Annotated in this window: 16 protein-coding genes; 6 read left to right on the top strand and 10 right to left on the bottom strand. The window is 64.0% G+C overall.

Going from position 1 to position 19171, the window contains the following annotated elements; translation table 11 throughout:
• Positions 1 to 12: 12 nt before the first annotated feature.
• From N5D20_RS23870 to N5D20_RS23860, 3 genes are all read right to left on the bottom strand, one after another.
• Positions 13 to 480, bottom strand: a complete 468-nt coding sequence (locus N5D20_RS23870; protein WP_164090359.1) for a hotdog fold domain-containing protein — start codon at positions 478 to 480, stop codon at positions 13 to 15.
• 74 nt (positions 481 to 554) lie between these two features.
• Entirely contained in the window at positions 555 to 3032 is a 2478-nt protein-coding gene (locus N5D20_RS23865) for an acyl-CoA dehydrogenase (protein WP_197579791.1), read from the bottom strand.
• Positions 3029 to 3946, bottom strand: a complete 918-nt coding sequence (locus N5D20_RS23860) for an alpha/beta hydrolase (protein WP_043399152.1) — start codon at positions 3944 to 3946, stop codon at positions 3029 to 3031. The genes N5D20_RS23865 and N5D20_RS23860 overlap by 4 nt, the downstream gene beginning before the upstream one ends.
• A gap of 141 nt (positions 3947 to 4087) precedes the next feature.
• Here N5D20_RS23860 and N5D20_RS23855 point away from each other — a divergent pair, with 141 nt between their 5' ends.
• The 3 genes from N5D20_RS23855 (at position 4088) to N5D20_RS23845 (ending at position 6786) form a co-directional block, all read left to right on the top strand.
• The gene (locus tag N5D20_RS23855) at positions 4088 to 4690 is read left to right on the top strand and encodes a TetR/AcrR family transcriptional regulator (protein ID WP_006464233.1); all 603 of its coding nucleotides are present in this window, start codon (positions 4088 to 4090) and stop codon (positions 4688 to 4690) included.
• A 103-nt stretch (positions 4691 to 4793) separates the two neighbouring features.
• Positions 4794 to 6113 (top strand): hypothetical protein, encoded by a 1320-nt coding sequence (locus N5D20_RS23850; protein WP_057503482.1) that lies wholly within the window; start codon positions 4794 to 4796, stop codon positions 6111 to 6113.
• Between the two features lie 34 nt (positions 6114 to 6147).
• Entirely contained in the window at positions 6148 to 6786 is a 639-nt protein-coding gene (locus tag N5D20_RS23845; protein WP_049481843.1) for a 2OG-Fe(II) oxygenase, read from the top strand.
• A 37-nt stretch (positions 6787 to 6823) separates the two neighbouring features.
• Here the strand turns inward: N5D20_RS23845 and N5D20_RS23840 are convergent, their stop codons facing one another.
• From N5D20_RS23840 to N5D20_RS23810, 7 genes are all read right to left on the bottom strand, one after another.
• Positions 6824 to 7363 carry a GNAT family N-acetyltransferase gene (locus N5D20_RS23840; RefSeq protein WP_053092030.1) on the bottom strand — a complete coding sequence of 180 codons (540 nt, stop codon included), beginning with the start codon at positions 7361 to 7363 and terminating at the stop codon, positions 6824 to 6826.
• Between the two features lie 32 nt (positions 7364 to 7395).
• Positions 7396 to 8685, bottom strand: a complete 1290-nt coding sequence (locus N5D20_RS23835; protein ID WP_159360475.1) for a putative 2OG-Fe(II) oxygenase — start codon at positions 8683 to 8685, stop codon at positions 7396 to 7398.
• A gap of 6 nt (positions 8686 to 8691) precedes the next feature.
• Positions 8692 to 10593 carry a glycosyltransferase family 41 protein gene (locus N5D20_RS23830; RefSeq protein ID WP_197579789.1) on the bottom strand — a complete coding sequence of 634 codons (1902 nt, stop codon included), beginning with the start codon at positions 10591 to 10593 and terminating at the stop codon, positions 8692 to 8694.
• A complete protein-coding gene (locus tag N5D20_RS23825) occupies positions 10586 to 11560 on the bottom strand; it encodes a class I SAM-dependent methyltransferase (RefSeq protein ID WP_159360473.1) in 975 nt (324 codons plus the stop codon). The genes N5D20_RS23830 and N5D20_RS23825 overlap by 8 nt, the downstream gene beginning before the upstream one ends.
• 139 nt (positions 11561 to 11699) lie before the next feature.
• The gene (locus tag N5D20_RS23820; protein ID WP_049481850.1) at positions 11700 to 14351 is read right to left on the bottom strand and encodes a TonB-dependent receptor; all 2652 of its coding nucleotides are present in this window, start codon (positions 14349 to 14351) and stop codon (positions 11700 to 11702) included.
• Between the two features lie 282 nt (positions 14352 to 14633).
• Complete coding sequence (locus N5D20_RS23815; RefSeq protein WP_010482736.1) at positions 14634 to 15482, bottom strand: hypothetical protein; 849 nt, start codon at positions 15480 to 15482, stop codon at positions 14634 to 14636.
• 116 nt (positions 15483 to 15598) lie between these two features.
• Positions 15599 to 16492, bottom strand: a complete 894-nt coding sequence (locus N5D20_RS23810; RefSeq protein ID WP_197579787.1) for an Hsp33 family molecular chaperone HslO — start codon at positions 16490 to 16492, stop codon at positions 15599 to 15601.
• 77 nt (positions 16493 to 16569) lie between these two features.
• Between N5D20_RS23810 and mtgA the strand changes: the two genes are divergently transcribed.
• Genes mtgA through N5D20_RS23795 form a run of 3 tightly spaced genes read left to right on the top strand, consistent with a single transcriptional unit; the run spans position 16570 to position 18787 of the window.
• On the top strand, positions 16570 to 17319 hold the full coding sequence (gene mtgA / locus N5D20_RS23805; protein ID WP_159360471.1) for a monofunctional biosynthetic peptidoglycan transglycosylase: 750 nt from the start codon (positions 16570 to 16572) through the stop codon (positions 17317 to 17319).
• 57 nt (positions 17320 to 17376) lie between these two features.
• Positions 17377 to 18396, top strand: a complete 1020-nt coding sequence (locus N5D20_RS23800; RefSeq protein ID WP_049481925.1) for a glycosyltransferase family 2 protein — start codon at positions 17377 to 17379, stop codon at positions 18394 to 18396.
• Positions 18356 to 18787 carry a CBS domain-containing protein gene (locus tag N5D20_RS23795; RefSeq protein ID WP_019336409.1) on the top strand — a complete coding sequence of 144 codons (432 nt, stop codon included), beginning with the start codon at positions 18356 to 18358 and terminating at the stop codon, positions 18785 to 18787. Before N5D20_RS23800 ends, N5D20_RS23795 begins: the two co-directional genes overlap by 41 nt.
• The last annotated feature ends 384 nt before the right edge of the window (positions 18788 to 19171 follow it).

Raw genomic sequence — 19171 nt, 5'->3', positions numbered from 1 at the left:
TTCGCGGGAACACTACTTCGCCGGCGACATCCACATGTCGATGACAGCGCTGAACACCTCCGTCCCCGCGCGGTCGCGCACGCTCACCGTCACCGGCAGCGCATAGCCCTCGGCCGCGACCACGATCGGCTGCGCCGGCAGCGCCACCGCCTGCAGCGTGCCACGCGCCTTGGCCAGGTACTGCACCTGCATCCCCTTTGGAATCCAGCGCATTCCCTTCGGCAGTGATGCATCGACCATCAGCCCGGCGGTCAGTTCGGCCAGGTTGCACATCGCGATCGCGTGCACCGTGCCGATGTGGTTGCGCACCTTGCGCCGGTCGGCCAGTGTGCCTTCGCAGCGGCCGTGTTCCAGGCGGGTGATGCGTGGCGCGATGCTGGCGAAGTAGGGCGCCTTGAAGCAGACCGCGCGCGAGAACAGCCAGTTGCCGGCGGGCCAGCGCTGCAGGCGGTGGTAGAGCGAAAGCAGGGGCGTGGACATGAGCGGTTTCCGGTCGGCGGATAGAACGACGGCGGGCCGAGGCCCGCCGTCGAGGCAACGCGTGTCGCGGGCGATCAGGCCGCCTGCGAATGCGGGTCCTTGTGCTGGCGGTCGTAGTAGCTGGCCGCGCGCAGTTCGTGGGTGTCGAAGTCGTCCACGGTGATGGTGTCCAGGGTCAGCGTACGCAGTTCTTCCAGCAGGCTGCGCTCGTCCTGGGTGATCACGCCTTCGGCCACGGCCTCGTCCAGCTGGCTCTTGAAGTCCAGCGCTTCGATGCCCTTGCTCTTCAGCGCCTTGAGGAACTTGCGCTCCACCGGCTCGGCCATGATCGCCTTGCTCAGGTAGCTGTTGATGCGGCCGCCCGGGTTGTTCTCGCACGGGGTCAGGAACACGCCGCTGGCGAGGCGGTCACGGGCTTCGTTAGGGGCCATCAGCAGGGCGGCGACGCGACGGCTCAGGCGGTCGCCCGGGGCCTCGGCACGACGGCCCAGCGGGAAGATCAGCGCCCACATCAGCCAGCCGATCGGACGGATCGGGAAGTTGCGCAGGGCCGCCGACAGCGACTCTTCGATCTTGTGCACGCTGTCATGGAAGGCCCAGGCCAGCAGCGGCTGGTCGGCCTGCGGTGCGCCTTCGTCGTGGTAGCGCTTGAGCATGGCGCTGGTCATGTAGACGTGGCTCAGCACATCACCCAGGCGGCCGGACAGCGATTCCTTGAACTTCAGCTTGCCGCCGAGGGTCATCATCGAGATGTCGGCCATCAGCGCCAGGTTGGCCGAGTAACGGTCCAGCTTGCGGAAGTAGCGGCGGGTATAGGCGTCGCCCGGGGCGGCACCGAAGCGCGCGCCGGTCAGGCCGAACCAGAACGAACGCACGGCATTGGAGAGGCCGAAGCGGATGTGGCCGAACAGGCTGCGGTCGAAGTCCTGCAGGCCGGCGCGGGTATCCGGATCCTGCGCGGCCTTCATTTCCTTCAGCACCCACGGATGGCAGAGGATCGCACCCTGGCCGAAGATCAGCAGGCTGCGGGTCATGATGTTGGCGCCTTCCACGGTGATCGCGATCGGTGCGGCCTGCCAGCTGCGACCGGCGAAGTTGCGCGGCCCCAGGATGATGCCCTTGCCGCCGATCACGTCCATCATGTCCGAGATCACTTCGCGGCTCATGTTGGTGCAGTGGTACTTGGCGATCGCCGACGGCACCGACGGCACGTCGCCACGGTCGACCGCAGCCGCAGTGGCCTGCGACAGCGCGCTGATCTTGTAGGCCTTGCCGCCGATGCGGGCCAGCGCTTCTTCCACGCCCTCGAAGCGGCCGACCGACAGGCCGAACTGCTTGCGGATGCGTGCGTAGGCGCCGGTGACGGCCGCACCGGCCTTGGCACCGCCACTGGCGGTGGACGGCAGCGTGATCGAGCGGCCCACGGCCAGGCACTCGTTGAGCATGTTCCAGCCCTTGCCGGCCATGGCTGCGCCACCGATCAGCTGGGTCAGCGGAATGAACACGTCCTTGCCGCGGATCGGACCGTTCTGGAAGGTCGAGTTCAGCGGGAAGTGGCGACGGCCGATTTCAACACCGGCGGTGTCGCGCGGCAGCAGGCCCAGGGTGATGCCGATGTCGCGGGTATCGCCGATCAGGCCATCCGGGTCGTACATGCGGAAGGCCAGGCCGATCAGCGATGCGACCGGGGCCAGGGTGATGTAGCGCTTGTCGAAGGTCAGCTTGACGCCGAGCACCTGCTCGCCGTTCCACTCGCCCTTGCAGACGATGCCGTAGTCCGGAATGGAGGTGGCGTCGGAACCGGCGAACGGACCGGTCAGGCCGAAGCAGGGCACCTCGCGACCATCGGCCAGGCGCGGCAGGTACTGGTCCTTCTGTTCCTGGGTGCCGTAATGCACCAGCAGTTCACCCGGGCCCAGCGAGTTGGGCACGCCGACGGTGGAGCTGACCACCGAAGACACCGAGGCCAGCTTCTGGATCACCTTGTGGTGGGCCAGTGCGGAGAAGCCCAGGCCGCCGTATTCCTTCGGGATGATCATGCCGAAGAACTTGTTCTTCTTGATGAAGGCCCACAGTTCCGGCGGCAGGTCGGCATGGACGTGGGTGATTTCCCAGTCGTTGACCATCGTGCACAGCTCTTCCACCGGGCCATCGAGGAAGGCCTGCTCTTCGGCGGTCAGCTGCGGCTTGGGATAGTTGAGCAGGATGTTCCAGTCCGGATCACCGGTGAACAGTTCGCCCTCGAAACCGACCGAACCGGTTTCCAGCGCGATGCGCTCGGTCTGCGACAGCGGCGGCAGCACCTTGCGGAACACCTTCATCATCGGGCCGGTCAGCAGCGGCTTGCGGATGAACGGCAGCAGCAGCGGCACGGCGATGACGGCCAGCACAGCGGCCGCGACGATCGTGGCGGTCTGGTTGACGTAGGGAATGAACCAGCAGGCGGCCAGCAGGGCCACGCTGATCAGCGTCCAGGTAACCAGCCGCATGCGGTGGTAGGCGACGAACGCGCCTGCCAGCAGCAGGGCGAGGAAGGGAAGAACGATGCTCATGAGCGTGCTCCGGTGACGTGCTCGTTTGTGGCGGACGAAGCCGCAGCGTCTGCTGCGGGCAACACGTCCAGATAGTCCAACACAGTAGCGGTAAAGGCGTCGTTGTCATCGCCGGCGACCATGTGCGTGGCCTGCGGCAGCTGTACATGGCGCGCGTGCGGCGCCAACGCCAGGAATTCGGCCACGGTCTGCGGCGTGACCAGGTCGCTGCGGCCGCCGCTGACCAGCAGCAGCGGGCACTTCACCTGGCGCGCGGCCTCGGCCAGTGCGTCCTGGTGCTGTTCGCTGTCGCGGGCCAGTTCGGCCACCAGGCGCGGATCCCAGTGCCAGCGCCAGCGGCCATGGCCGTCCTCGCGCAGCAGCGCACGCAGCGACTGCTCGGATTTGCGCGGGCGGTGCGGCATGTAGGCCGAGATCACGTCGGCGGCCTGGGTGAGCGAGGCGAAGCCGTCGGGATGGGCGGTCATGAAGGCCAGGATGCGTTCAACACCGGCGGTATCCCAACGCGGGGTGATGTCGACCAGCACCATCGCCGAGAACAGGCCCGGCCAGCGCGATTCGGCCAGCAGGCCGAACAGGCCGCCCATCGAGGCTGCGACCAGCACCGGCGGGCGCGGCTGCTCGCCGGCCAGCACGATCAGGTCATCGGCGAACTGTTCGCCGTGGTAGGGCAGGTCGGCGGCATTCCAGTCCGAATCGCCGTGGCCGCGTGCGTCATAAGCCAGGGTCTGCAGGCCGGCTGCAGACAGGGCACGCGCGGTGGCATTCCAGGCATGACGGGTCTGGCCGAAGCCGTGCGCGAACAGCACCCGGCCACGACGACCGTGGTCGCTGGCAGTGGCGGCGAGGCGGGCGCCATGGGCCGCCTCCAGGCGCAGGTCATGGAACGCAGCGGGAGTAGGGGACGTAACCATACTTGCTAGTATGGATCGCCTGTGAGGGAAGTCAATACTGTATCGTATGGTGCAGTGCGACAGGCCTGCAGGAGAGGCCTTTGACGGTTTCGCCCGCAACGGCGTACTGCAACGAACCCCGGCGTATGGTTAAATCAGTCCATGAATCAACCTGACGCTTCCGCCGGCGAACCGCGCGCCGGCCGCAACAGCCGCCTGAGTGCCGAAGACTGGGCCCAGGCGGCCCTCGACCTGATTGCTGAACAAGGCGTAGGCGCCGTTGCGGTGGAACCGCTGGCGCGGCGACTCGGCGTGACCAAGGGCAGTTTCTATTGGCATTTCCCCTCGCGTGACGCCTTGTTGCAGGCCGCGCTGGAACGCTGGGAACTGTTCGAACAGGAACAGGTGTTCGGCAGCCTGGAAGACGTACCGGACCCGCGCGTGCGCCTGCGCCAGCTGTTCCAGATGGTGGCGCATGAAGTGCAGCCGCACATCATCTACAGCGAGCTGCTGAAGGCATTGGACCATCCGATGGTGCGGCCGGTGATCGACCGCGTGTCGCAGCGCCGCCTCGACTATCTGATCGCCTCGTTCCGCCAGGCAGGGCTCAGCTCGACCGATGCACGCCATCGCGCACGCCTGGCCTACGCCGCCTATGTCGGCTTCCTGCAGCTGTCCCTGCAGCTGCAGCAGCCCAAGCAGGCGCGCGAGGATTTCGAAGCCTATGTCGAGCATCTCATCGAGACGCTGATTCCGAACGGTTGAAGTTGAAAGCCTGCGGCCGATAGCCGGCTGCCCGTCGCTTGACAGCAAGTGCTGGATGATTGAATGTTCAGGATGCCTTCACGGATCTCGGGCGAGGACAGGGATGTTCCACGGAATCAATCAGCAGGCATTGCCGGCCTTCCAATCGTTGCCCGGCACCATGGCATACGCAGAGATACAGCGACGCCTCGAGGCCTTCCGGATCGCCTTGAACGCACCTCGGATGCGCTTTTCCGCGCATCCGTTGTTGTTTGATCGCAACGACTACGAGCAACTGGTTGACGGCTTGCAGCTGGTTGCATCCGGCCTGCAGCGCGTGGTCGACGAAGCATTGCGCCGGCATGCGCGTAGTGACCTTCTTCAGCTAATGGGGGTCGACCCTGCATGGGCACCCTTGGTGGACTGGGAGCAGCTTCGCAGCGGCCAACATCGCGTGATGCGTGCCGATCTGTTGCCTTGCGCCGATGGCATGCGGATATGCGAGCTCAATTTCTCCGCAGCGGTGGGTGGCTTCGAATTGTTCGAACACTATCGAGCGTTCGCCGACGTGCTTGGCTGGGACGCAGAGGGTAGTCAGGCGGTACCGGTAAACAATCTTGCCAGCATGTACGCGCGAAGCATCGTGCGTGAGGGCTACCTTAGCCTCCATCTGCTCGACTGGAGCACGCACTCGGCAATGGGTTATCCCAGTGGCGATCTCAGCCAGCAGTGGTTGCGGCGTTCTCTGCCTGGACTGGACATTTCGGTGCATGATGAACGTAGTTGGCGCCATGCGCGGCGCTCGGGCATGGATATGAGCAGGACACTGGTCCATCGTCGCTTTACCTATGACGACGTGCTTTCTGATCACGATGTGTACCTGGACATCCTCGACAGCGGTGCGAGGTTCTCCAATGGCCTTGAAGCCGAACTGCTGATGAGCAAGGCATGGCTGGCATTGCTGTGGGATGAGGGCTACCGGCAGGTACTGACGCCGATGGAATGGGGGGCAGTACAGCGCTGGGTGGTGCCCACGCATTTCGTCACTGTCGACGATGTAGCCGCTTTGAACGAATCCGACAGCAACATCGTGTTCAAGAAAAAGTACGGCTACGGCGGGCAGGATGTCGTTCCCTCCGGTAGCGCCGCCGCTGCCCTGTTGGCGCGCCGGTTGAGCACATCTGGAGCTGGCGACTGGGTCCAACAGCCGATGCTCGATGTTCCGGAACTGGTCCATCTGGACGATCGCGACCTTGGCTTGGCGCCTCACCGTACAGTGGTGGGCGTGTACTTGCATGAGGGCGCGGCCAGCGGTTGCGTCGTGCGATCAGCGGTTGGCAATCGGGTTGTCAATGCCAGCAGTGGCGCCAGCATCGGCTGGGCACCGGTACTGAACCCCGATGAGCGCGGCGCATTCCTGGAGAAATTTTCTGCCCTGGCTTGATTGATTGCTTTCCCAAACGAAAGGAGGACGCTGCATGAGTATGGTATTGGAAGCCTCGCAACTTTCCCGCTACGCGGATGAGTTGAAAACGACCGGCAGTACGTTGATCCCGATGGGCGTTGTGTTTGACGCCTCGACATTGAAAGAGCTTGAAAGGCTCCAGTCGTTGCTGCCTGAAGAGGCCGTCACGCAGGGCGACGCAGGCGACACGCACGACATCTACGTGCGTCGCATCATGGTTGATCGGCAAGGCGAGGTTCCGCAGGTGGTCAATCGCCCGCACGCAGACCAGATCCTGGGGATCCTCAACCGGGAGGAGTGCCGGAACGCGATTGCAGAACTGTTCCAGTCACAGGATGCCTTCCATATCCGTCGGGCACAGATGAACCGCATGACGGCGGGTTCCTTCATCGGCCTGCATCTGGATGCTGCCAGCAATCCGGACTATGACTACTCGATGATCATCCAGTTGGGGCACGATTTCGCAGGCGGTGATTTTGTCGTCCACGACGATGCCGGTGCGCGCCATGCCTATGCGGCGACCTACGGCACGGTGCTGCTTACGACCTGCAAGTTGCGGCACGAGGTGGCACGGGTGACGGCCGGCGAGCGCAATGCGCTGGTCTATTTCTATTCGCGGCACGATGGCGCCAATCGTCGCCACGACGCCTGACGTTGCCCGTCATCCGGCGTCTGTTGCCGGAACTACATCATGAAGTGAGCGTCGTGAGGCTGGAGGTGCGTGTGAGCACTGCGAATGGATTGCCTTCAAAATCCATTTCCTCGACGATGCTATAGCCGACGGCGTTGGCCAACGCCAGCGCCGATCGGTTGCGGAGATCGGTAATCGCTGAAGTGGCTTCGATCCGAGCAACGCGATCCATCCATTCCAGCACGCCGGCAGTGGCCTCCTGGGCGATGCCGCGTCCCCAGCCACGACGCGACAACGTGCAGCCGAATTCAGGCAGGCCAGCGGCCTCTCCAGGCAGGTCACGCAGGGTAAGGGCGAAGCCGAGCTCTCCGTAGAATCTTCCATCGTTGCGATGGCGGATGGTCCAGTAGCCGTATCCAAGCATTGCCCAATGGCCTGCATATCGCAGTATGCGAAGCCAGGTCTCGTGCCGGCTGAAAGGGTGGTCGCGGATCATGCGCAGGACCGCCGGGTCTGACCACATGCTGGTGCAGTCATCGAGGTCATCCCGGCAGTGGGGCTGCAGAATGAGGCGTTCCGTAACTATTCGACGTTCCATGTGAAATGCCTCAGCGGATGAAAGGGACTTGTTCACAGCGACGCTGGCAGCAGGTCGAATGCCAGACTGATGCGCGGTCGCGTTCCGTGGTACGGCGTTGTGTGATGGAGGAACCAGGAGGGGAAGAGAAGCATGTCGCCGCTGCGGGCCACATGACGATGCGCGTGCGGTTCGCCCGCTGTGTCGATGTCCCTCGGGGCATGCCCAAACACGAGATCCCCGTCTCCCCTGGCAGAGTTGCCGGCATCGAGGTAAAGCACCCCACTGATGCGGCCGGCGGGATGCAGGTGTGGATCCTGATGTCCTCCATCGCCATGCAGCACCGTTGCCCAGGCCTGCAGCGTCCATCGTGAAGGCAGGCTCAGTCGCCAGGCGTCGAGAGGGGCGCCGAGCAGGCTTCCGCGCAGTTGCAGCAGATAATCGTGGAGTGCGTTGCTCACCTGCTGGCCGAATTCGTGGAATGGGCTTGCTGGCGCCAGGTCGAGCATCGCACTTTGAAGGCCGCCAAGAGTGGTTTTGCCCGCAGGCTCCCAGCGTAATGACGGCAACTGCAGCACCGCATCGATCAACGCTGTGATGTCCAGATCAGTCCTGATCTGCCGCAGCAGGAGCGGGTAGTCCATCAACCCGAGGGCATCCTGCAGTTTCAGAGCGCATGCGGACAGATAGCGCCCGGCCCAGCAGCGCTGGTCGTGGGGATGTTCTGAAAGAAGGGTCAGGAAACGTGCATGAGCCGACGCCGCATCACCGCCGCGCAGCAGGGCCATGGCCCAGTCTGCGGCCAGATCGGTGTTTCCGGGAGAGCCCTGTGCAAGCCGGTGGAACAGATCCAGTGCCAGAGCATGTTGACCCGCTCCGCTGAGAGCGTTGGCCAGGCTGTGCTGGATGCGAGCGTCAGCAGGCGACTGCGTTGCAGCTCGTTGCAGCCAAGGCAATGCGGCCGCGTGATTGCCACGCCGCAACAGGACAACACCGATGTTGGCGACAGCCGACGTTTCATCTGGCGCGATCTTCACGATGCGCTGGAAGTCTTCCTCTGCGGCGGTCAGGTCGTCATCATGGGCCAGCAGCGCTGCGCGACGTCGCAAGGCTGGCAGAAAGCGCGGCTCAAGGCTGAGTACCCGATCAAGCTGCTGCTTCGCGTGTTTCCAGTCGCCAATTTCGATCAGAAGCAGCGCCAATTGGAATGCCAGCCTGGGATGGGTTTGCGCAAGCTGCTCATCCTGCAGGCGAAGCAGCGCCCGGTCTTTCTCGCCGGCTAGAAACAACATGGCGATCTCGCGCTCCAGTTCCACATCAGGGATATGGTCCAGTGTTTCCATGGGTGTTCACTCCCCCAGCAGGTCTTGATAAAGCGCTTGAAGATCGGTAGCCGCACGTGCTGCCGAATGCAACGCACTGTCCTTGTTGCGGACGGTGACCCGCTGGCGGAGTTCTGAAAGCGCAGCCGGGTTACGGAGCAGTGTCACTGCGCGCTGCACATAATCATGGTGTCCGTTGCAGATCAGTTCGGGCATTCCCAGTTGCCTGTTCACACTGCTCCCCAGTCGCGAAAGCGGTAGCTCTCCGGGGCAGGTCAGCAGTGGCAACCCTGCCGATGCTGCATCAATCGCAGTCGCACCGGCCTGGTAATTGAATGCATCAAGGAACAGATCGCATGACGCCATGCATTCCAGGTATTGCTCGGCCGGCATCGGCGACAGCAGGCGAAGCCGGTCGCGGTCTCCGCCGAGCAGGTCCCACGATTGCAGGAATCCGCGGTGTGCCTGTGGTGCCAGGCAGACCAGCAAGAGTGCATCAGGCACCTCGCGCAGGATCTGCGTCCAGCACTCCAGCAGCGATCTGCTCAGTTTATGGCTGCTATTGAAGCTGGCTGCTACCGGTGGTGCATGGGGTAGCTTCCAGCGCGCACGGTCTCGTCCAGGAGGAGAGTGGGGCTCTGCTGCTGGAAACACGCTGCCAGCCAGGCGAAGTACCCGGTCGGAAAACGGCCATGAGGTGTCTGCCGGTGCCAGGCTGTGGTCGAGGATGATGCCATCAAGCCATGGCGATTGTTGTCCGGAGAGGTAGCCCAGCCATCCCAGTTGCATGCGCGCTGGTCGATATGCCAGAGCTCCAGGCCGACCTCCATACGTTGGGCCGTTGAGATCGATGAGAATATCCAGATCCGCTTCGTGCAGTCGCTTTGCCAGCTCAGCGTCGCTCAGCGCGCCAACGTGCTCGATGTGTTCTGCGCCGTTGATGGACGCCGGCTGCCGGCCGGAATCGTACACATGCACTTCGAACCGGCTCCGATCATGCGCTGCGAAGAATCCGTGCAACAGGGTGCCCACGGTGTGGTGGTGCAGGTCACTGGAAAGGTAGCCGATTCTTGGGCGGCCGTGCCGACGGGCAGCCGCCCGTGGCAACGGTTGCCGGCCGGCCTGGATCGATGCGGCCGCATGATCCAGCAGCTGCCTGTGCAGGTCGTTGCCCAATGGCAGCGTCGCGAAGGTGAATGGTTGCGGTACGTCGTTGGCTGTGGGCGTGGTCACGCGCAACTGTGCAATGAGCCGCGCCACGATCCGGTCCGTGGCATCGAACTCGCACAGCTGTGCATGGACATGCGCGAGCCAGCACATTACGTCCATACGTGCGGGCTGCAGCGTGTGAAGTTGCGCCAGTACGTCACGTGCGGATTCCCACCGGCCGAGGTGCTGAAGGCACTGAGCGATGTTGATGAGCTCCATGGGAAGTTGGGCGGCTACAACTTCATAGCTCTTGATCGCCTCCTCGTACCTGCCCGTTTCCTGCAGGGCGAGACCCAGCAGGTGGTGGGCCTCAAGAAGGGTGGGATCGAGCGCGAGCGCGCGTTGCAGGCTGTCGACAGCAGCCATTTGTTGGCCCGTGCGTTGCTGGAGGTCACCAAGCAGCATCCATTGCCATGCTTGCGGTTCTGCCGTCGTGATTGCCTGGCGTGCGGGTTCAAGCGCCTCTCCCGCACGATGGCTGTCACGCAGGCAGATCGCAAGAGGGGCGCGTGCCGGTTGCCAGGCGGTGGACGCGGGATGGATCTGCTGGAACAGTACTGCGGCTTCTTGTGCGTGGCCGAGTTGCATCATGCAAAGGGCTGCGTCGTAGCGAAGAACATCGTCAGACGGATCCAGCAGCAGTGCTCGCCTGTAGTGCGGGAGGGCGTCATCCAGCCGAGCTGCATGGTGATAACGGCGAGCCTCAGCGGCCTCATTCACGTACTGCCTCCAACGCCCAGCCCATGTTTACCCCGCGATACATCAGAGGTTCAAATCCTGAATTCATGCCTTGGGCACCCAATGCGTACGCCAGGCGCTTCATCTCGTCCTCGCTTCGGGTCGCCCGCATGAGCTCCTGCAGGCGAGCGGCTTCCTCTGCAAGCAGGGCACGACCACTCTGAAGTCGCCGCAGGGCGGTCGATGGATCCTGCGCTGCGGGGCCCAGCGCGTCCTGCAGAATGCCGACGCTCCGGCCCAGGACCGGCAGATCCCGCTCCGCCAGGGCACGGTCGACAAGCGCGCCTGCCGCCTCGTTGAAAGCCAGGCGGGATTGCTCCGCAGTTCTGCTCCCCGAAAGAAAGGAGGGGCCACTGGCCTTGGCCGCGTACAGTTCCTTGATCACTTGTTCAGCCCGATCAAAGATGCCGTCGCTCCGCAGTACATCGGCGATGGCTTGGGCTTGGCGCGATGAGATGCGCGAGATTTCGCTGTTCGTGCTGTGCAGGATCCACGCGATTCGCCCTCCAGGCCCGATCAGCCGGGAAAACTCCTGAAGTGCTGGGCCCTGAGCTGCATACTCGAATGCATACTGCGATGCCAGAAGGTCCACACTACCGTCTGCCAGCGGAATGGCGTGCATCGGCGTACGAGGCAGGAAGGTGATTCCGGAGAAAAGCTCTCTGCCATTGGCGACATTCGAGCGGGGGTCGACATCGGCCAGGTCGGTGCCCACCACTTGAAGATCGGGGCGGAACCGATGGATCAAGAGGGCGATGGCGCCGTTGCCGGTGCCAACGTCAAGCACACGCGCGCCTTGTGGCAGAACCGCGGCGTTGCGCTCCCAGAAGAGACGCAGTTCGCCATCGTAGTTTCCTTCGATGCCGTGACTGCACGAATGAAGCACGCCGGTGCGCCAGAGCTGGGTCCAGTGCGCTGCCTGCGGGAAGGAGTGGGGATCTGCGCTCATTGCGGCGCTTCCGTCATGCATTGTGGCGGGGCCCGGTGCACAGGTTATGCACATCATGGGAAGTTGACGCAGCTGCAAGACTGCCCAAAAGCAGCGACCCGCACAAGCGGGTCGCTGCACTACTGCTGACAGGCGTGGATCAGAAGTTCTGTTCGTAACGCATGTACGGGGTACGGCCCCAGATGTTGTACAGGCTGTTGTCGTAGTACGGGAAGGAGTTCAGTGAATCGTTGAACGGCGGCAGCTTGTTGCCGACATTGCGGACGCCCAGAGTCACCTTGCCCTTCCACGGCGCATTCCAGGTCAACTGCAGATCATTGGTGATCCAGCTCGGCAGGCGCGTGTCTTCCGAACCGCTCTTGCCGATGTAGTTGGTGATCGCCGCAATGCTGACGTCGCCGTAGCTCCAGCCCAGGGTGAACTGCGCGCGATCCTTCGGATAGCCGCCGGTGCCCAGCAGTTCAACCTTGTCGTTGATGATCGAGGTTTCGGTGAATTCGATCTGGTGGGCCCAATTCAGCCTTGCCATCAGGTCCCCGTAGGTGCCCAGGCTCTGGCGGAAGTTCAACTCGGCGTCGATACCACGGACCTTCTTCGAAGCACCGTTGTCGATCGGCAGCTTGATCTGGAACGGGATACCCGGCAGTACTGCGCCATTCGGTGCAGTGATGTCCGGACCACGATCAACGCCATAGCCGGGCTGGCCTGCGTCACCGTAGCGCCATGCCAGCGGACGCGGCACCGAAGTGATCACGTTGTCGATCTGCACATCGTAGTAGTCGACTGCCATCGACAGTGCTTCGGTCGGGCTGAACACGAAGCCGACGTTCCAGTTCTTCGATTCCTCCGGCTTCAGATTGCGGTTCGAGGAAACCAGCCACTGGTACTGGCTGCTGGTGCTGCAGGGATCAACCGGGTACGGCTGGTAACCGGTATTGCCGGTCGAAGCGCGGACGGCGGACAAGGCCTTGCATGCGAGTTCGTCGCCGCCGTTGTGGCCGATCGCACTCAGCACCGGGCTGTTCAGGTTGGTCGTGGAGTTGGAGCCGTACATGTCATCCAGGGTCGGAGCACGGAAGCCCTTGCCCCAGGAGCCACGAACCAGCAGCGAGTCGATCGGACGGAACTCCAGCGATACGCGCGGCGAGAACTTGCTGCCCAGATCGTTGTAGCTGTCATAGCGGCCGGCCACAGTGGCGGTCAGGCTGCTGAACAGCGGGATCAGGGTTTCGAAGTAGCCTGCGTAGTAGGAGCGCTCACCACCCGTACCTGCACCTGCCGAGCCGAACACGTTGCCTGCGGCGCTCTGTGCGTCGTAGGCCATGGACAGGCGGTCATCGCGGTACTCGAAGCCGGTCACGAAGCTGACGGCGCCGGCGGGCATCTGGAACAGGTCGAAGGAGATGTTGCCGTCGGCCGAGACCGTGCGCTGTTCCGATTCCACGTACACGGTGTGTGCGATCTTCGGAGCCGCAGCGGCCACGCTCGGATGGGTGGGATCGAACGGGTTGTACTCGCCCGAATCAACCATGTCCTGCAGGATGCTGCCGATGCCGTAGTTGTAGTTCACCGAGCTCTGGCGGACACGTCCATGGCCAACACCGACTTCCCAGTCGGCGCCGCCGAACAGGTCCAGCGTACCGCGCAGGCCGAAGTTGAAATCGCGATAGGTATCGCGACGGACGGCATCACGCGTACCCAGCGGGGTGAACCGGTAGGACAGCACGCCGTCCTCGCCAAACGGATTGAATGGATTGTTGGCTGCGATGGTCAGCGGACGGCCGCCGCCGGCGTTGTCGACCGGGGCCGACGCATAAACGCCGACGCTCTTGGTATCCGACGCAATTGCACGGAAGAAGAAGGAGGTGTTGTCGGTCAGCTGGTAGTTGCCGTTCAGCAGCAGCGAGTCACGCGACATCGAGGCTTCGTTGGCCGAGGTCGCGCCGTGGTCGAAGCCGCAGCGGGTCGGGCTGATGCGGACGCTGTTCTCGAAGGTGTCGCAGTTGGCGACGCTGGCGCTGCCGGTGCGGGCGCCGGAGAAGGTCGCGCTCGAGTTGTACGGGCTGAGGCCCCAGGTCAGCCCTGCATCAGTGACGTATTTCTTGATGTCACGGTTGTACATCAACTCGCGTTCCTGATGGTCGATCACGAACGTCAGGTTGCCACGGTCGGAGCTGATGCCACCGGACAGGCTGCCGGTGCGACCGGCCGGGCCGATTTCAGGATTTTCATAGCCTACGCTGAAGCCCAGGCCTTCATAATCCTTACGCAGGATCACGTTGACCACGCCGCCGATGGCATCCGAACCGTACACTGCACCTGCGCCTTCGCGCAGGATTTCAATGCGCTCGACGGCGGCCGTCGGAATCAGGTTGATGTTCTGCGCACCGCCACCGAGGGTCGGCGAGGACGTCATGCGACGGCCGTCCAGCAGGACCAGCGTGTACTCAGAGCCGAGGCCGCGCAGGCTGATGGTGGCTGCGGAACCGGTTGCCGAGCCCGACGACTCACGGGTGGAACCGAACGAGTTGTAGATGTTGTTGCGGAGGAAGTCCGCGACCGAGATTTCGCCGGAGGTTTCGATGTCCTGGCGGGAAATCACGCTGACCGGGCTGGGGCCTTCAACATCCGTGCGCTTGATGCGCGAACCGGTTACTTCAATACGGTCGAGCTGGGTCGTACCCGCCTGCCCTGACTTCCCTTCCTGGGCACTGGCGGTAGCCGCCGTACCGGCACTTGCGATCAGCGCGAGGACAACTGCATCGCGCAGCTTGCTGGTCTTGCTGTTCATTGGCTCTCTCTCCAAGGATTCTTGGTGGTGCTGCTGAGTGCTTCACGCGGGAGGCGAAAGGCGCCACCAAAACACGTGAAGCTGAGCCGATACTAACTGCCCTTTTCCAATAATTAAAGGGCTGTTAATGACTTGTGTGAAATAGATGAAGGCAGGCCTTGGACTGGCCTCGTGCCGCAGTCGCAATGCCTGGTGTGACGGGCGTTTAGCGCGTTGACCCAACGACTCGCAGCCGTTGGGCCTGGCGACCATGCGGGGCCGTATGCTGCGCCGCAGCTGGAGTTACAGGTCCTGTTCGTAACGCACGTACGGCACGGTGCCGTCGTCGTTGCTTTCATTGCGTGGGGAGAACGGATTCTTGCCGCGGCTGATCACGTTCTCGGCGCCAACGGTAAGCTGGCCGGACCACGGGGTACGCCAGGTCAGGCCGATGCCCAGGCCTTCCCACTTGCCGGGCTTGCCCGGTACGTCGATCACGCGGCCGATGATGCTGCCGGTGAAGTTGCCGTAGCCGGCGCCGATGCTCAGGCTCTTGCTGTCCCAGCGGTCGACGATGGACGGCGCGGCGTCGGCCAGCGGTACCAGGCGGGCCTTGGCGTAGGTACCGGCAATCGAGACAAAACCCTCGCGGCCGATGTTCTTCTGCGCGAATACGGTCAGGTCGTTCTGCTCGGCGCGCAGCGAGGGTGTCTTGTTCGGGCCTGACAGCCACGCCGGCAGCGTTTCACGGCCGGTGCCCGCGGTGATGCCGAGGCGGCTGTTGCCGCGGTTCAGCGCGGCGGTGCCGGTGAAGCGGCGGCTGTTGAGGTCGTCGTCGTCACCCAGGCTGGCCAGCATGCAGTGACTGGCCAGGCCGCTCATGCTGGTCCCGCTGCTGCTGTTGCAGAGCAGGCCCAGTGAATCGCCGGAGGACAGGCCGAAGGCCGCATCCAGCGAGTTGCGGCCGAAGTGCCAGCGGGCGCCGGCGGCCTGTTCACCCGTGGGCTCCAGGTACAGCAGGGCCTCGACCTTGCCGCTGCCCTTGTTCCACACCGGCAGCACGGTCCGGGTGTCCTTGCTCTGCGCGTGCACGCCCGTGATCGCGCCAAGGGCGATCAGCAGGGCCAGCGGTAGACGCAGGAAGGTACGCATCGGACCAGTTCAGACAGGGACGGACAACTGAAGTTCCCGCAGAGACGGGAACTTGATCCTAGGGTGTTTATGAATTCTTAACAAGCCTTGATCCCCCCAGATGCAAGACAAGCCGTTTACTGAAGCCGTTCAGGCGCCGGTACAGTCCCCTCGGCACCGTGGAACAGTATGCCGAACTCCGTCAAAGGAAAGTGATACTCCCGCCCGCAGAATTCGCAACGGACCTCGACGGCGCCGGTGTCCGCGGCCGCGGCACGGGCCTCGTCTTCGCCCAGCGACTGCAGCATCGATGCGACCCGCTCGCGGGAACAGGAGCAGGCGAAGGACAGCGGCTTGTGGCCCATCAGTTCCGGCTTCTCTTCGTGGAACAGGCGGTGCAGCAGCTGCTCGGCCGGGGTCGCCAGCAGCTCGGCCTTGCCCAGGGTCTCGAACAGGGCGCTGGCACGCGCCCAGCCGTCCTCGTCACCCTCGTCGCCCGGCAGCTTCTGCAGCAGCAGGCCGGCGGCGCCTTTGCGGTCGGCCGCCAGCAGCAGGCGGGTCGGCAGCTGTTCGGACTGGCGGAAGTAATCCTCGAAGGCCTCGTCCAGCTCCGGCGCGGTCAGCGCGACCAGGCTCTGGTAGCGCTGCGGCTCGCGTGGGTCCAGGCCCGGGTTCTCGATGGTGATCGCGAGCAGGGCGTCATCACCCAGGCGGGACAGGTCGCGCGGCGCATCGGCGCTCTCGCTGAGCTGGGCGATGCCGCGCAGGGTGCCGGCGGCGGTGCACTCGGCGAACAGGGTGCGCAGGGCGGTGCTGCTGCGCAGCTGGATCGAGAGGCGGCCATCGATCTTGGTGTGGCCGGTGAACAGCGCCGAGGCCACGCAGGCCTCGCCGAGCAGTTCGGCGGCGGTATCCGGGTACTCGGCGTGGGACAGGATCTCCTGCCAGGTGGCCTGCAGGCGCACGTGGACGCCACGGACGCCAGCGTCGGGAAGCAGGAAGCGGATCAGGGAATCGGGGTTGGCGGTCATCGGCTCACATCGCGCGTAAACGAGGGCGGTTGCCGGATAATGCGCCGACAACCAGATAGAAGAAGGATGCACCAGTAATGGGGGCAGGGGGAGAGCAGCACAAGGTGGAGGCCATCGCGGAAGTCCCGCGCCGCAGGCGCTGGCGCTGGAAACGGCTGCTCTGGCTGCCGCTGCTGCTGGCCGCTTTCAGCTGCCTGCAGGTACTGGTGCTGCGGTTCATCGACCCGCCGGTATCCACGGTCATGCTGTGGCGCTATGGCGAGGCCTTGGGCGAGGCCGACTGGTCCTATCGCCTGCACTACCAGTGGCGCGACCTGGACCAGATGGCAGCGAGCCTGCCGATCTCGCTGGTGGCCGCAGAGGACCAGCGCTTTCCCGACCACAACGGCTTCGACCTGCAGGCCATCGAGAAGGCCCGCGACCACAACGCCAAGGGCGGGCGCCTGCGGGGGGCCAGCACGATCAGCCAGCAGGTCGCCAAGAACCTGTTCCTCTGGCAGGGCCGCAGCTGGGTGCGCAAGGGCCTGGAAGTCTGGTACACGGTGCTGATCGAAGCACTGTGGCCGAAGGAACGCATCCTGGAGATGTACGCCAACATCGCCGAGTTCGGCGATGGCGTATATGGCGCGCAGGCAGCGGCACAGACGTTCTGGGGCAAGGACGCGGCCCGGTTGAGTCCGGCCGAGAGTGCGCGGCTGGCGGCGGTGTTGCCGGCACCGCGACGCTACAACGCGGCCAAGCCAGGGCCGTACGTGCAGCGGCGCGCGGCATGGATCCAGCGCCAGGCACGGCAGCTGGGCGGCGCGGCATACCTCTTGGAAGATTGAGGGCACATGCCAACGAGGCGGCAGGCCATGCGCCTGCAGGCAACGTACAATCCGGGCATGAATCGCGAACGCCTTACTTTCGTCATCGCCGCCTACAACGAGGAGCAGGCGCTGCCGTGCCTGCATCCCCGCCTGTGTGCCGTGCTGGACGGAATGCCCGACATCGATGGTCACATCCTGTATGTGGACGATGGCAGCCACGACGGGACCTGGCAGGTGATCGCAGGATTGGCGCAGGGCGACGCGCGCGTATCGGCGTTGAAGCTGTCGCGCAATTTCGGCAAGGAGGCCGCGCTGACTGCCGGCCTGGATCTGGTGCGCGAAGGCGCGGCGATGATCCTGGATGCCGATGGCCAGGACCCGCCGGAACTGGTGCCGCAGTTCGTTGCGCGCTGGCGCGAAGGCCATGACAATATCTATGGCACGCGCATGGCCCGCGATGGCGAGGCCTGGATCAAGCGCGCCACGGCGGCGGCGTTCTACCGGGTGATCGGTCGCCTGTCACGCACGCCGATCCCTGCCGATACCGGTGACTTCCGCCTGCTGTCGCCGCGCGCGCTGAGCGCGCTGCGCGAGATGCGTGAACGCCACCGCTTCATGAAGGGTCTTTTCAGCTGGGTCGGATTCAAGCGGATTGCCGTGCCCTACCACCGTCACGCGCGCGTGGCCGGCTCCAGCAAGTTCAGCCTTTGGCGGCTGTGGAACTTCGCGCTGGAAGGAATCACCGGGTTCTCGACCGTTCCCCTGCGGGCGGCGACCTACATGGGCCTGGCCACGGCGGCGGTTGCTTTCGTATTCGGTGTATGGGTGATCGCCAAGGCGGCCCTGTACGGTGACCGGGTGGCGGGTTGGCCGACGATGATGGCGGTGATCCTGTTCCTGGGCGGGGTGCAGTTGATCGCCCTGGGCCTGATCGGTGAGTACCTGGGACGGCTGTACGAGGAATCCAAGCAGCGCCCGTTGTACCTGGTTGACGCGTGGCTAGCATCCACCGTGGCAGACTCGGCCCTGCAACCCACCCTCGGAGGGCAGGCAGATGACCACGGTACGGCAACTGTTGGACGGCAAGTCTCCTGAAGTACATGCGGTCGCGCCGGATGCGGCGGTGATCGATGCGATCCGGTTGATGGCGGAAAAGGGCATTGGCGCGGTGCTGGTGATGGACGGGCCGCGGCTGGTCGGGATCCTTTCGGAGCGCGATTACGCGCGCAAGATCGTGCTGCGTGATCGTTCGTCGCGTGATACGGCGGTGGCCGAGATCATGACGGCGAAGGTGGTGACGGTCTCGCCGGGCGAACAGGTAGAGCACTGCCTGCAACTGGTGACCGATTACCGCATCCGCCACCTGCCGGTGGTGGAGGGGGCGCAGGTGCTGGGGGTGATTTCCATCGGCGACCTGGTGAAATCGGTGATCGATGCGCAGCGGCGCGAGCTGGATCAGCTGCAGCAGTACATCGTGGCGGGGTGAGGTGTTCGCTGGCGGGCCTGCGGCCCGCCGGCCCGCTTTTTGAAGTCAGAGCCAAAGCAGAAGCAGCGCCTTCATGATACGTCGGAGAGGCGGAGGGCATGGGCGTGCAGGACACGCCGCAAGTACGTCCTTGTAAGCTCGATGGCGCCATCCATGGCGCCAACGGTCCTGCACGCCCATGCCCTCCGCCTCTGGACACATTTCTGCGAGCGCGGTGCGTACATGCGCGGTGCCTCGCCTTTGGTAGCTGCCAACCTTGGTTGGCAACAGCTTTTGACTTTGCTTTCTTCTTTTGACTTTGAATTTCCCTCGTTCCGCGTGCGCAGGAAACTGTCGGGAGCCGGAGCAAGGCGGCAGGCAGGACCGTGAGGCGCATGGATGCGC

Source organism: Stenotrophomonas sp. GD03877, assembly GCF_029840555.1.
Classification (GTDB): Bacteria; Pseudomonadota; Gammaproteobacteria; order Xanthomonadales; family Xanthomonadaceae; genus Stenotrophomonas; species Stenotrophomonas geniculata.
Note: the sequence above shows the minus strand (reverse complement) of the source record. Positions and strands in the feature narration are given on the sequence as shown.